This window comes from Bradyrhizobium vignae (assembly GCF_004114425.1).
In the GTDB taxonomy this organism is placed as follows: Bacteria; Pseudomonadota; Alphaproteobacteria; order Rhizobiales; family Xanthobacteraceae; genus Bradyrhizobium; species Bradyrhizobium vignae.
Window position 1 is genome coordinate 1 of sequence record NZ_RDQF01000028.1, and the last position, 14,318, is coordinate 14,318.

The window sequence follows — 14,318 nt, forward strand, 5'->3', positions numbered from 1 at the left end:
ATCGCTATTCTTACGACTATCCTTACGACTATCCTTGGACATTGTGACCCCGCGACAAACCATTCCGCGAGATATTCTTAGCCGACCAGATCAGCCCTCAGTGCGTGGTCCCTGGATGACGCTCACGATCAAGCGCCGAACCGAGATAGTGGGTATCTTCCCCAATGAAGATGCCATCGTGCGCGCCTGATCGACGCCATCCTGCTTGAGCAGGACGATGAGTGGGCCGTCCAGCGTGCCCGTTACATGACGCTGGAAACCATCACGCCGTTGAGCGATGCCCACCGTCAGCCTTCCGGCAATCGCCAGCTGACCTGTCCGGCCACGCCGGCGAACGCGGTGTCCCACCGCCAGTTACACCACGCCACGGGACACGATCTTCGGAGCACGATCGACGGGGAGCCTAGCGAGCTTCATGATGTGGTCTGCGACGCAGCCGAATATCTTGAGACCCTCGAGTGTCCCATCGCCAAGCCAAAAACCAGGAAGGCGGAGCACACTTTCTGGGAAAAGGCCACGGCGATCCACGTTGACCTGCCACTGAATTTTCATCCAGTGGCAGTTGGAGTCTCGGCGTTTTGTACGCCAAGTGGCGCGGGTGGAGCAACGGACGATTGGCGGAGCTGGTCGGGGTTGCGCAGCCGATCGTCCGTTGCGGTGAGGTGGGCGGCGTAGGCCGCGGGTGTCAGGTATTTCAGGGACGAGTGGGGACGCTCGAGATTGTAGTCGGCGACCCAATTGGCGATCTTGGCGCGGGCGTCGTCGAGATCGAAGAACAGCGTCTGGTTGAGTAGCTCATCGCGCATCAAAGCTCTCGACGAAGCCGTTCTGCACGGGCTTTCCCGGTGCGATGAAGTGCCAATCGATGGCTGCGTCCTTGCACCAAGCCAGCATGGCGTTGCAGGTGAACTCGGTGCCGTGGTCGGACACGATCAGTCCTGGCTTGCGGCGTCGCTCGACGATTGCCGCGAGTTCGCGGGCCACGCGCCGCCCCGAGATCGACGTATCCGGAATGGCGCCCAGGCATTCCTTGGTGACGTCGTCGACGATGTTGAGGATGCGGAAGCGTCGACCATTGGCGAACTGGTCGTGGACGAAGTCCAGCGACCAGCGGGCATTGGGCCTCGCCTCGATCAGGATCGGGGTCCCCACAGCTTTGCGGCGAGCCCGTCGCTTGCGGACGGTGAGCCCTTCCTCGCAATAAAGCCGGTAGATCCGGTTGATCCCCGATGGCTCGCCCTCCGCCGCAGCAGGACGAACAGGCGGGGATAGCCGAAACGCCGCCGCTCGTTGGCGAGATCGCGCAATCGGCCAGGCAGAACTGCGTCCGGCGGACGACTGGAGCGATAGCGGATCATCTTCCGATCCGCTCCGACAATCGAACAGGCCCGCCGCTCCGACAGGCTCATGACGGCCTGCAGACGCGCGACCGCAGCGCGCTTGGCGGCGGGCCCGACCATTTTTTTGAAAGGAGCTCGCGAAGGGCGGCGGCGTCGAGCATCTGCTCGGCTAGAAGCTTCGTCAGCTTCGCGTTCTCGTCCTCCAGCTCCCTCAGCCGCTTCGCCTCTGAAACGTCCATGCGGCCGAATTTGGCCTTCCAATTGTAGATCGTTGCTTCCGACACCCCGTGCTTGCGATCCAGGTCGGCCGTCTTTGCTCCAGCCTCATGCTCCTTCAATACCGCGATAATCTGCTCTTCCGTGAACCTTGCTAGCTTCATCTGTTCGTCCTTCTTCGGGCCGGACTCTAACTCCATCTGGAGGAAATACGCAGGGGCAGGTCACAGAGCATTTCAGGCCTTGGACTGAGTTGCAGCAGAGGATTCAAGCCGCTGTGCAGCCGTTGCAGCAAGAGTTTGCTCGCGTAGCGGACCTATCTTGAGAGCTTCAGGCTTTCGCCGGAATTTCAGCGGCTGGCGAAAACCCTCCTGGTTGCGGGCCAGCGCAAGGAGGCTCTCGATCGTATTGGTTTGCTTCCTCACGCGTCCACGCCATTAGATGCTAGACGATGCTGGCGAAGATCTGCGCGAGAGGGTGGAAGCTTACTATCGCGAAAGCTGCGATGAGGTCAGCCATGCGGTTCAAAAGCGAGCAGAGATGTTCGACGTTGATGCCGAAGCCAAGGAGACCCTCGTCGAGGCCTTGAACGCACACAAGAGCGACTACGGCCGCTCGACTTGTCGTCTGTTGCTGCCCGAGATCGAGAGGGTTGCCCTTGTCGAGTTGCAGCGCAAGGAGCTTGGGGTTACTCACGTCGACAAGGTACTGGGCAAGCTATCGGGCTCTCTTGGCAGGTAGTTGGTCCGTGGAGGGGCACGCATGAAGCTTTTATCTAGAACGAGCTGTTCAACGACATGGGCATACAGATGAATCCGTAAGCCGCTCGTACAGCTGCACAGCAAAATAGCCCGAGACCGGTTCGAAGCGCTCGTCAAGAAGACCGCCGCGAGCCGCGCGGTCACTCAACTTTTGTTGTGTTCTTGCACCGTGCGGGTCCGCTGGCGGCACGAGGCTTTCATCGATTTCATGGATCTGCGGGAGGATCTTCCATCGCCATAGGCGGCCGATAGCGTGCAACTTTTGACAGTTTCTCCGAAGAGCTCCACATGAAGAGTCGTGCAGACGCAGCCTCCAAAATAAGCGTCTGGTGAGCCAAACGGAGCTTCTCAATGTTTTCGAAGAGAGCGTTCCTCGGTCGGCGCAGCTTTGCGATAGCCGCGCGACTTTCGTCTCGCTGCCGGCGAGCCTCTGATATGATCGTTGCGGCGCGATCCAAGAGGTCATGTCCCTCATCCCGCGCTTTGGAAAGATGGGTCGCACTAGAACAAAGGAGCAAGAAGAGCGCGCGATCAGCTTTGTAACGTGCTCCCGCTCGAGTATGCTCGGAGCCTGACATAAGAATTTGTCCCGCTGCTGCGTTGACCGCCCATTTCCAGCGGCTTCGCCCGCACTTCTTCAGCACGACCGTGAAATGTGCGAACGGCGGATATTCTCGCATGCCACGCCCCCAAGGACTGTTCAGGAGAGCAGTTTATGGGACCGATCTGATCAGGCAAGGTCGACTCTTGCAGAACGATTTATCACCCTTGGGCCCCCCTCGGCTCGGCCATAGGTGGCTCTTGCCCGCTCCACTCAAGGACATCGCGGACCTGTTGGCGTCACCACGGGAGCCATCCCGCTTAACATGCCCGACGATCCACACGGAAGCCATGTCATGGGAATTGCCGCTGGCAATGGCGCCGTTTCGCCCGGCAGCCCGGTGACAGCTTTCGTCGGAATGGCTCCGGCCGCGGATCTGATCGTTGCCGCGACCAAGTTCAACTTCGCGCTCATACAGCACGGGATCGAATACATCCAGAAACGAGCGAGAGCGCGCAACTGTCCCTGCCTATCAATCTCAGTTTGGGCCAATCTTTGGGCGCGCGCGACGGTCATAGCCTGGATGAATAGTGGCGTTTTGCTGGCGGATCACGCGCCACAATACGTTCGCTGCGCTCGCCGACCTTTACCCGCGATGGCTCGTTCGCGATCTTCTTCCCGTGCCGCCAAGCGGCGGCAATCCTCGCGAGGCAACAAGATCGCTCAGCCCGCCATCCTCCGCTGGCGCTGCGGGCCAAGGCTGCGGGTCGCTCGTTGCGGCGCTCATAGATCGCCATCAAGGTTGCGATGGTCGCGAGCTGTAACAGCAACAGGAGATCACCATGGCTCAGATTGGCACCCTCACCCGGGCCGAAGATGGCTCGTATACCGGCACCATCAAGACGCTCTCGCTCAACATCAAGGCGCTCCCCCTTCCGGCCGAACCCTCCGCGAACGAGAAGGCCCTAACCTGCGCGTGATGGCCGGCAACGTCGAGATAGGTGCCGCGTGGCAGCGGAACCTACAAGGATAAAGCAGTCTATCACTCGGTCAAGCTCGACGCCCCGTCCTTCTCGGCGCCGATCTACGCCAACCTCATCGCAGTCGATGACGGCTGCCCATTGGTGCCGGCGCTGCAGATCTGGCCCGAATTGGTGAACACCGCCATCGCGGCCGGGAACTGCGGCATCGAGATCGGCATCGGCGAAGATGATGTCCGGCGACTTGCCGCCGAGCTCGAGCGAGACGCGCTTGAGGTCTCACGTCCGGAGCTGACAGGATATCCTGTCATATCTCCTGTCGCGGCAGACTGATCCGAAGGCAGTCTATCTTTCCTCGGATGCCCCCTTATTCGCAGCTCACAGTAAGCTGCTGCAGGCAAGGCGGAAATTGGCGCTACGGCCGTGTTGCCGGCCGACCGGAAGCGACCTCGCCCGATCCCAGGCTGATTGAGCAGAAAGACAGCGGATCACAGCCACTCTACGCCGATTATCACCGCGGCTGAGTTGCTAGTATCGGCCCGCTATTTGTCCAGGCTCAACATGTCTTCGCATGAAATTTCCACCCACTCGATCGCTGCGGCTGATCGCGATCTGATCTTCGTCGTGATCGAGCGTCATCGCGAGCTGTCGGCGTACTACGATGCGGCCGTGTCGATATCTGCGAGGCTTGAGGACGAAGCCGAATTTAATGCCGCCGACGAAATCAGCGTCCGAAGGAATGAGATTCTCGCAGAGCACGCGAATGTACTCATCCGTTCAACGCCAACCACGATCGCCGGCGTTATTGCTTTGACCCGTTACGTCGGCAGCCTACGTGATTGGGAGCTTCCCGACGATGATGCGTGGTATCGGGTTTTCTTAGAAGGTCTGGCAGACGCGATCAATGGAATCACCATGGCACAGCGGCTTGGGCGAGACGGCGATTAACATGGCGCTCCCTGTCATTGTGCGCGGCATACTTTTTTGGGGAGCCATTGCTGGGCTTCTCTATTTCGTGTGGAAGTTGCCATTCTGAAGCCCGAGGATCAGGGAGTCGGCTGGGCCGCTGTCGAGGAAATGAGGAGTGGCGGCTTCTCAACCCCGGTAAGTGCAGCAGAGCCGAGCTCGTACGGCTGCGATCTCGTTCCGCCGAGTGGTGGATCGAATGAGTCGCCAGCCTGCGACCGTCACGTCAAGAACAGTCTCGAACGTTCAGTCGGGCAGTGGCCGAGACAGATCCGACATCTGGCACTGCTGGGGTGCTGATCGCAACGGCAGGAACACAAACGAGCCGAGATCACATGTCCCCAGTGGCTGGATAAGCAGGTTGCAAATCGGCGAGCTCGATCGGCGTGAGGTCGCAAATCTTCCACAGTAGCGAATTGCCTGACGCTGTTCGCGTGTCCGTAAGCGTTGAAGCCCGCGTCCAGTGATGCCTATCTGGGATCAACCGATCACGAGAGTGAGGTGCGGTCATGCGGCTTTGTTGCGCTCGAAGCGAATGAGAGAAGAAAAAGTGCGCAAGGTGGCGGATCCAGAGCGAAAAACACCGATATCACGCGTCTTGATCCTCAGCATCGAAAATCTCTTTACGATTCAAGAGAATGTTCGATAGATCGCGCCACTGCTGTAGGTTACGTTATCAATTTTCAGAGCGGTGCCCGCTAGGAGATCTCCGATCAGTTTGTTGCGGGCCGCCCGCTATCTACCACGCAAGCCTTCGACGAGGGCTGGTACGAATTTCTAGAATCCAAGCTTATTTGCTCGCTCAGGACTATCTCCGATAACAGTGTAGGAAATTCAGGCGATGACTGTGCGCGAGCAGCTCTTTTGTTTCGCAACTTCCGGTAGATTGCCGTTCTTTCGGTCGCCATTTCAATTTTGCTGTACTTGCCAGATCAGATTCAGGAGCTCTACCGGATAGCCGCTGACGACATTGGGTGGGTAACGCTCAAGGAGTGTGTCGCCGTCGGCGTGATTGCGTTAACGATCTGGGCGGTCGCTTTTCAGCTTACTGCCGCAACCCTGCCTCATATCCCGCCCGCTAAGGGGCGCTTGGCCTTCTATATCGAAGCTGCACCCGTTGTGCTCGGAGCTCTGCCGATCGTCGCCGCGACGGCAGGTCAACTCGCCTCGCGCCCGGCTGAAAAGATCGGTGAGGTCGAGGAAGTCGGAAGTATCTTCCGCATTCAGGACCAAGCGCTTGCCTTTGAGCGGAGCATGCTGCTCATCCTTGCGCTTGCCATGTTGATCCTGCTTGCCTCGTTTGTTGTATTCGCTTGGCAGATAGGGTCAAAACATCGCTCGGCCGCACTCGCGAACCGGACCAACATCGCCTATTTCATCCCCTATAGATTTCTCGCGCTCACGATCGGCGGCATCGCCCTGTTGACGATCGGGTTCGTTTTGTTTCCGGACAGGCTTGCACAATTCGTCGGATCGTTCGGTGTAATCGCTCGCTTTGCGATGTGCGTGGCCGGTCTCACCACCCACTTTGCGCTACTGACGATCAGGTTCAATTTTCCTTTTATACCGGTTGTGTTTGGCGGCTTGTTCCTGGTTGCCTCGTTGTTCGGAGGCGATGACCACGAGCTGCGCAGCGTGGCCGGAGCAACCGGCCCATCAGAAGAGATGCACATTTCTGCAGTCGAAGCATTTCGGGATTGGCTTCGGCAAAAACCGCGCCTGGCCGAGGCCGAGAGGCTCGGAGAATATCCGGTATTCATTGTGGCTGCCCAGGGGAGCGGCATCTACGCAGCCAACAATGCGGCGCGCTTTCTTGCCAGGATGCAGGATCTCTGTCCGGCATTTCGGCAGCATCTGTTTGCGATAAGCGGTGTCTCCGGAGGGAGCGTCGGCTCAGTAATTTTCGCACCCGCGCTTCATGCCGACGATGCGCCGCTTGATACGATCGGTCCCGACGCAAAGACATGCCCGAAGATCGCCGACTTTCTGGCCGGCGTCGGCCGGGCTGAGGATATCGATGCCCCTGGGGAGGTAGAACAGCGCGTTGCAAGTGTCTTAGAGACGGATTTTCTCTTGCCCTTGGTTGCCGGTCTTCTATTTACTGACTTCACCCAGCTGTTTTCTCGGCTCGCTATCCCAAGTTTTGATCGCGCGCGCTTTCTGGAGTACACGCTGGAGAATGCTGCAGACAGAATACTCAACCAAAAGGAGGCTGGCGATCAATCCAATCTGCTAAAGGCAGATTTTCAGTCACATTGGACACCTTCCAACAATATGCCGGCGCTATTGTTGAACGCAACAGATGCCGGTAGCGGCAAACGCGTTGTCGTCTCTCCTTTTGATATCGACCCGCTTCATGCCAAAGACAAAGACCTCTGTATTCTCTCGATGCTTGATCGTGCCGGCACCGGAGCCAATCAAACTGTCAAGAGCCACTCGCTGCGGATCCCGCTTAGCGCTGCGGCCTTTACCAGCGCGCGATTTCCATGGGTGACTCCGGCAGCGACGGTCTCCTTGCGGAATGATTGTATTACCGCCAATCCGCAGGCGCGCCTCGTGGACGGCGGATATATCGAGAATTCCGGAATAGAGACCGCGCTCGATTTGATTGAGCGGCTCAACAGCATCAAGGGCACCTCTGACGCGCCAAAATTCCGGATTCGCGGCGCGATGAGAAAGAGGTTTCGCTAAAGATCGTCGGCCTCGACGCGCGGATCGAATGTCGTGCGCATGAAGCCTCGGGTCCGAGATCCATCGAGCCATAGATTCTGGTTGCTCCTAAGCGCAACTCTAAAATCCAGCTGCGTGACGGAATCGAGCCACGGCGTCTGCAACAGCGGGCCGCTTCGGCCAGCGCTAGCCTCCATCATGAGCTCGATGAGCGGACAGACCTCCGTTGCTGCGTATGAACCTGCGGCGTTCCCTTAAGCCGGCCGCGCATGTGCGCGCCCACGAGGTCATCGACGACATCGAAAGTCAGGTTTGCTCGGGGCAAAGGCTGGCTCGCAAAATCCACAGTACGCCCAGGATGGAAGGGAGAAACCGCTATGCGGAGCGTGCACTCTAAGCGAGTCACGCCTTGGAGCGCGAGTCGATTTCTGGCGTTTTCGAAGCTCCAGTCAATCTCACGTCAAGAGCTTTGCCTACCCTCCTAACCGGTCTTGTCGCTGCACTCGGTCCCGCGTACCGCCTGCGGCGTCGCTCTGCTCGCGCTCCTGCGGGTGCCATCTTCCGTTGAGGCGATGCGCCGTTGGCGCACGCTCATCCACAAGGAGGTGGAAAATGCTATCACAAGGCGCCGCCATTCGATCGCGATCTTATTATCCAGCGCATCGAGGCGAGCAAACTGGAGGCCGAACTTCGGGATCGAGCCATAAACTTCCTACGCAGCCTCGTGGACGCGCCGCAACCAGATGCTGCACCATGCAATACGCTCTCCTCGTTGAGGCGCTCCCGCATTTGGTCAACCGCCCGAGCGCCCTGCGCCGCACATGGATTCTTCCGAGCGTGCTCGAGGAGCGCCGAGAAGAGCTAAGTGTCGAAATTCTATTGAGTTCGCGGCTTGGCTCTGCATGCCAACGCTGAACCATTGCCTTGACGTTGGCATGTCATATTCAAGGACGGCGGCCCGCAAGTGTCGCCCTCTTTGCTATAGATTGGGGCCAGGGCGGTATCCTTAGCAGCCTGCGAGGCATGGGGATAAGCGGCTATTGCAACTGTTGCGCAACCGATGAGGAAAACGCCAAATCTTCGGCGAGTTGACGTTGGCATGTTGGCTCCTGCCGCTTCCCTGGACTAGTGGGATTGGCCGCTTACGGATACTGCAATCGCCGCGGCTTGCCCCCTGGCTTGATGCTGATTGACTGCATAGTCTTCCAGCTGAACCGGAGTATTTCCGCTCGTGTAGTCGATCCTGTTGCCTTTGCTGTCCGTTGTCTTGATCGGCCCCAAGGTGATGATCAGATCATTCGTATTGGTACGCTGACCAACGATGAGATTTGAGCTTGCACCTGCCGAGATCCTGGCAAGCTTCCACGGTGGCGTGAATGATCCGCCGCAGGCTGCAACAAATGCGATTTCCTCGGTGAAGTTGGCCGAAGCCGTGCCGCCAAGGCTCACGAAAAGGATTGGGGACTGGTGACGTTTCCTCCCGCTGGAAACGTAAAGACTCGATTTGGGCAGCGGGGTCACTGCCGTGATGCCCGGCGCCACTCCAGTTTGATCTTCCACCGTGATCGATTGGGTTACAGTCGTTCCCCAATCCTCGGTCAGGGCGGGGAATATTCAAGCGCTGAACGAGTCGCAGACCTTCGCGGCGCTGAAAGAATGCACCCAATTGAGTTAAGCGCAGGAATACTGCGTCGAGGTCAGAGTACCTCAAGCACAAACACGACTGCTCCTCTAGCTACGTGATGCCCAAAGGAAGCGACTTCATCGCGTTACTCCCTTGTCACAGCCATGCTAGACTGGGCAGGGGCCACGCCAACCTGGGAGACAGCCGGATATCTGGTTTGATGGCTCATTCGTAGAATCTCTCTTTACACAACCAATGGTCGCTGTAAAGATTGCGGCATAAATGTAACGACGGGGCAGCCACAGTGACATGGGTGAAAATGAGAAGCTCCGGCTCGTAAGGGCCGGCGATAGGATGGGCGAACAATCCCCCGAGTTTTTCAAGCGGTTCGTTCTCCTTTGAATTGCGCAATTTCCATCAGAGCGCGTGACCGCATGCTGGCACGAAGGCCTGCGGAAGCACGACCAGATAAACCCGAATTGATTTATGCAGATTCCGCAGTCGCTGTCGCAGCACGTTTACGAAGCGTGCAAAGTCGCTGACACGCTCTTTGTTCTCAATCCATTTCTGCCTCAACAGAACTTCTATTCTCAGCAATTACGGGCGCTGGCCCTTGCGGCAGAAATTACAGATCGTCACATGGCACCGGGCCGGCGCAAGGTCTGCGTCGTCGGCGCGGGAGTGTCAGGCCGCATGGTTGCCGCGGCACTGTGCGTCCAGAAGGTCGGTGTGATCCTGGTCGACAAGAGCCAAATCGAATTTTCGAATTATCTCAATGCCACCCACAGAGAGCTCCATCCAAACATCATCTTTTGGCCGTTCCAACGGCCGAAGCCGGCCACGGACCTGCCGTTCCTTAACTGGGGACAAGCCTCCGTACCGGAGGTCGTCGAAGCGCTGAAATCCGAATGGAAGGAGACTTTCGCGAGGAAGATTGAGACCGTCCCTGCTGAAGTCATCTCGATCGACCGGGCCGTGTCCCCTTTGCAGATCAATCTCGATAACGGTGGAAGCCTCAGCGCCGATCTCTGCATCCTCGCAACGGGCTTTGCCGCCGAGGTGCAATTCGGAGATATCAAAACGCCCGGCTATTGGTCACCTGGCGCAATTGCCGACCAGGAAGCTCAAATCATGGTCAGCGGCTCGGGTGACGGTGGCCTTATCGATGCGCTGTCGCCAATTCTCGGCAAGGATGTGACCAGAGCGGCCCATATTGTTGCGACTCGATTGGCCGATAAGCCGATCGTTGAAGACATTCGCGCGGTTGAAAGTGCACGCCGAAATGGTGTGCTGGCCGGCAGCAAGGACAGCTCGGACCCGTGTCATTTCTACTCGACAGTGACGCTCGAGCCCGAGGATGCCGCCGCTTTCGCAAACATGATCAAGCGTAAACCCGCACCACACGTAACATTGCTCCACGAAAGCACGACCGCCTACTCGTTTGCAGCAGCACCGATCAACAAATTGTTGCTGGCGCACTTCAGTAACGGGACGGCCCGCTGTGTGAGCCACGTCAAGGGAAAGCTGTCGAGATCGACGAACGGGACAGAAATGATCCCCGACGATGGCACTCCTGAACAGATCCACCCGCCGGGACGCTTTGATCGGATTGTGGTGCGTCACGGTGCCGTCCCCGCCGCACTTAAACTGTTGACCCCCGAAGAAGGGGCGCACCTAAAGGAACTGGCGGGTCAATTTGCTGACGCCGCTGAGCTCCCAGGCTATGACGAGAAGCGCTATGCTTGGAAGGACAGGAAAATTGGAAGTGCGGGAATTGGCATGAAGCCACTTGCCGATTCTGTCCGAAAAGCGTTGGATCAAGTCTCAAGAGCTTACGGTTTCCGGGTATCAAATGTCGAAATCAGGCCGGAATGCTTCTATGGCTCGGCGCCGATTACGGTAACTTTACCTGTTTCTGACAAAGAAAAGGCTGAGCAAGCGGGCATATTTCCGTTGAGAATTGGGCCTGCAACCGTAGATATCGCCGATGTAGCTCCTTCGCGAGGGATCGATGACTAAGCGCATTGGTCTGAGAGCACCTACCAGCCATAGCAGCAATGCCTTGCGAATCGGTACGATTCTCAGGGTCAAGATCAATGGCTCCAAAGATGCCTCGATGATGCTGTCGGCGCTGGTCCGCCGTGGGCGGGAAATCTATGCCCTAGCTCTGCCTCATACCAAGGTAGGTCGGGTCACGAGCGGGCATTGTGAGCTCATGCGTGGTCCTGGCCGAAAAGGAGTGCGGCTTGGCAGTTTCGTTGATCCCGGCTCTGTCATAGGAAAAAGAGGGCAGGACTTCGGCTTTTGTGCTGTGCAGCTCGATGATTTGCCTTTGTTCAAGAACGAGGTAGGAAGCGCCAAACAGCTCTCGACGATGAGGGGGTTCAGCTCGAATTTCTGGAACAGCCGTTCTTTGAAGCTTCGGCGTGTCAATGACGATGCAATCTTGGAGCCGCCAGGATCGCCTCGGAAGAACCGGGGACCTTCCTGGACCAATAAGCTCGGCCGAGTTCTGGGCGAGATACATGATGTCGAGATCGATGTCGCCGGCGATAAGGTCTCTTACCCGTATTGTGGGGTCGTATCGCGCCGAGGGAGAGGTCAGTTAGCTGCAAAGAGCGCCATTGGTGCTCCGTTGATTTCCAAGTCGGGGGCGTTGTCCGGCATCATAGTTGGAAGACGGCGCGATAACACCTTAGTACTCCCTATCGATCAAATCGCCGCTGACGAGGATTTGTCGTTTGTGACGTTTGGTGGCGACTGGCCAAAGGTCAAAATCAGTCAGCGATGGAAATCAGGGTAGCCCGCGCGCGCCGGGAGCAGCATCACGCGAAGCTTCGGAGTGCGAACGTCGCGAGAGCGATCTTCCAATCTGAGGTCGCTCGCGTCGCAAGAAGATTGAAAACTACCATACGCGGGTGAATATGTCCGCGCCCTTCAGCTTGCTAGGCTTACCTTTGTTATCGACGTAGGACAGCGTCCAAGACGTTGGCATCTGAGATCCCTTAATTGTGCCAACCCAGCGGGTGAAGGAATTGCACTGGGCGAAAGTAACAACAAAATACAAGCCGTTTGGACTAACGGATCCCGATGCTGGATATGGGATGCCCTGGCATGCAAATCCTTGAGCATGGTTTGTGAAGATCCCTTGTATTGCTCCGTTATTGGCAGACCAAACAAACAGTTCCGAACCTCGTTCATTTTTCCAGTATGAGGGGGCGGGAAGCCCCTGCGCCATAGCCTCGGCGGAAAGCAATAAGGATTGGACGAGCAGCAAAAGTACCAGAAGTCTCTTCATTTTGAAGCCCCAAAAGAGTCGCTTAAAGACCATGTAATCTCGTACAATTTGAGGTCACGTTCGCTGCTCTTATCGCGCATTCGGCAAAGGAATGCGGCCCATATGCGCCAAGTCGCGCCGGATCGCGGCGCAGTCGAACTCGTTTGACCTTGCCCCTTTGGCTTAATCCGGTTTGAAGTTCGTTCTGGCCCATAGCATGAAGCGCAACCGCTTTTCGGAAGAGCAGATCATCGGGATTTTGAAGGAGCACGAGGCCGGCGTGTCGGTCGCCGATCTATGCCGCAAGCATGGCGTCAGCGACGCCAGCATCTATAAATGGAAGGCCAAGTTCGGTGAGATGGAGGTCTCTGGGGCTAAGCGGCTGAAGTCGCTGGAGGATGAGAACACGCGGCTGAAGCGGCTTTTGGCCGACGCGATGCTGGACAATGCGGTATTGAAGGACCTCCTGGGAAAGAAGTGGTGACGCCCGTGGGGAAGCGGAAAGCTGTCGCTCATCTCGTGGATACCTATGGGATGAGCGAACGGCGGGCGTGTAAAGCCACTGGCTGCTGCCGCGCTAGGCGACCCCGGCGGACTTCTGGCCTTCGCCAGCGCATGAGGGCGATCGCCCAGGAGCGCCACCGGTTCGGCTATCGACGCCTGCACGTGCTGCTCAAGCGGGAGGGCTACGTGGTCAACCACAAGAAGCTGTTCCGGCTTTATCGGGAAGAGAGGCTCGCGGTGCGCCGCCGTGGCGGCCGAAAGCGAGCTATCGGGACCCGGGCGCCGATGACGGTGCCGATGGCACCGAACGACCGTTGGTCGCTTGACTTCGTGTCGGATCAGCTCACCGATGGCCGCCGTTTCGCATCCTAACCGTTGTCGACGATTGCACCCGCGAGTGCCTGGCTCTGGTGGCCGACACCTCCCTCTCGGGCACACGGGTGGCCCGCGAACTGGACCGGCTGATCGTCGAGCGCGGCAAGCCCAAAATGGTGGTCAGCGTCAACGGCACCGAACTCACCAGCAACGCCATCCTGGCATGGGCCGATCAGAGCCGTGTCATCTGGCACTACATCGCGCCCGGCAAGCCCATGCAGAATGCCTTCATCGAGAGCTTCAACGGTCGGCTACGGGACGAATCTTGAACGAGACGCTGTTCACGTCGCTGGCCCAGGCCCCGCGTCACGCTCGGATGCTGGCGGGCCGACTACAACGGTATCCGACCCGACTCGCAGCTCGGGTGGAACACACCATCTGATTTTGCTCGCAATTGTAACCCGCGCCGGGATCTGGCGCTGCGCTATGCCGAAGGCTCCGCGCCAGCTCCCGTCGCTACCACCGCCCAACCGGGCAAAGCCAACCGTCAGGGCGAACTCGGGATTGGATAAAACTTGATGTGGTGGAACGGCCCGCTCCAACAGCATCAAAGTGCTAGCTAAAATGTTTAGTCCCGGGCTTTGATGGTGCATCCTTATCGCACGATTCGAAGGAAGCGCTATGGACAAATTTTACACGGCTAGCCACCACGACGGAGGCGGTCCGTCGAGCAATACAAAATAGTCAAGAGAGCCTAAGAGCGCTGGCTAAGCGCTATGGGGTCAATCCCAAAACGGTCGCCAAGTGGAAGAGGCGCGGCTCCGTCACTGATCTGAAGACCGGACCCAAGGAGCCAAAGTCCACCTCTCTATCGGTAGAGGACGAGGCCATCATCGTGGCCTTTCGAAAGCATACCCTGTTGCCGCTCGACGACCGTCTCTACGCTCTTCAGGCCACGATTCCGCACCTGACCCGCTCATCGCTTCATCGATGTCTTCAGCGCCACAGCATTTCGCGGCTGCCGGAAGTGGAAGATGGCAAAGGCATCAAACGCAAGTTCAAGACCTACCCAATCGGCTACTTCCACATCGACATAGCTGAGCTCCGCACCGCTTGCCACGCGG

General features: G+C 57.9%; 8 protein-coding genes and 6 pseudogenes. 9 read left to right on the forward strand and 5 right to left on the reverse strand.

The window, feature by feature from the left end; translation table 11 throughout:
* Positions 1–127: 127 nt before the first annotated feature.
* Positions 128–313, forward strand: a pseudogene (locus EAV90_RS22640) (transposase); the annotation flags it as partial.
* A gap of 235 nt (positions 314–548) precedes the next feature.
* Here EAV90_RS22640 and EAV90_RS22650 read toward each other — a convergent pair.
* A pseudogene (locus EAV90_RS22650) lies at positions 549–1,720 on the reverse strand (IS3 family transposase).
* Positions 1,721–1,792: 72 nt separating this feature from the next.
* On the reverse strand, positions 1,793–1,981 hold the full coding sequence (locus EAV90_RS22655) for a hypothetical protein (protein ID WP_129144701.1): 189 nt from the start codon (positions 1,979–1,981) through the stop codon (positions 1,793–1,795).
* A 16-nt stretch (positions 1,982–1,997) separates the two neighbouring features.
* Here EAV90_RS22655 and EAV90_RS22660 point away from each other — a divergent pair, with 16 nt between their 5' ends.
* A complete protein-coding gene (locus EAV90_RS22660) occupies positions 1,998–2,297 on the forward strand; it encodes a hypothetical protein (protein ID WP_129144702.1) in 300 nt (99 codons plus the stop codon).
* Between the two features lie 1,403 nt (positions 2,298–3,700).
* Positions 3,701–3,958: pseudogene (locus EAV90_RS41475) on the forward strand (DUF736 domain-containing protein); the annotation flags it as partial.
* A gap of 23 nt (positions 3,959–3,981) precedes the next feature.
* On the opposite strand, the pseudogene EAV90_RS41480 reads toward EAV90_RS41475, so the two are convergent.
* A pseudogene (locus EAV90_RS41480) lies at positions 3,982–4,117 on the reverse strand (aldehyde dehydrogenase family protein); the annotation flags it as partial.
* A 282-nt stretch (positions 4,118–4,399) separates the two neighbouring features.
* On the opposite strand from EAV90_RS41480, the gene EAV90_RS22675 reads away from it, so the two are divergent.
* Complete coding sequence (locus EAV90_RS22675; protein WP_129144703.1) at positions 4,400–4,786, forward strand: hypothetical protein; 387 nt, start codon at positions 4,400–4,402, stop codon at positions 4,784–4,786.
* Positions 4,787–5,728: 942 nt separating this feature from the next.
* Complete coding sequence (locus EAV90_RS22680; protein WP_208738528.1) at positions 5,729–7,495, forward strand: hypothetical protein; 1,767 nt, start codon at positions 5,729–5,731, stop codon at positions 7,493–7,495.
* 1,104 nt (positions 7,496–8,599) lie between these two features.
* Here EAV90_RS22680 and EAV90_RS22685 read toward each other — a convergent pair.
* Entirely contained in the window at positions 8,600–9,016 is a 417-nt protein-coding gene (locus tag EAV90_RS22685) for a hypothetical protein (protein ID WP_129144704.1), read from the reverse strand.
* Positions 9,017–9,584: 568 nt separating this feature from the next.
* On the opposite strand from EAV90_RS22685, the gene EAV90_RS22690 reads away from it, so the two are divergent.
* Entirely contained in the window at positions 9,585–11,117 is a 1,533-nt protein-coding gene (locus tag EAV90_RS22690) for an NAD(P)/FAD-dependent oxidoreductase (protein WP_129144705.1), read from the forward strand.
* On the forward strand, positions 11,110–11,901 hold the full coding sequence (locus EAV90_RS22695) for a hypothetical protein (protein ID WP_129144706.1): 792 nt from the start codon (positions 11,110–11,112) through the stop codon (positions 11,899–11,901). Before EAV90_RS22690 ends, EAV90_RS22695 begins: the two co-directional genes overlap by 8 nt.
* A gap of 102 nt (positions 11,902–12,003) precedes the next feature.
* On the opposite strand, the gene EAV90_RS22700 is transcribed toward EAV90_RS22695, so the two are convergent.
* On the reverse strand, positions 12,004–12,396 hold the full coding sequence (locus tag EAV90_RS22700; protein WP_129144707.1) for an avidin/streptavidin family protein: 393 nt from the start codon (positions 12,394–12,396) through the stop codon (positions 12,004–12,006).
* A 196-nt stretch (positions 12,397–12,592) separates the two neighbouring features.
* Here EAV90_RS22700 and EAV90_RS22705 point away from each other — a divergent pair.
* Positions 12,593–13,766: pseudogene (locus EAV90_RS22705) on the forward strand (IS3 family transposase).
* 72 nt (positions 13,767–13,838) lie between these two features.
* A pseudogene (locus EAV90_RS22710) lies at positions 13,839–14,308 on the forward strand (transposase family protein); the annotation flags it as partial.
* Between the last annotated feature and the right edge of the window lie 10 nt (positions 14,309–14,318).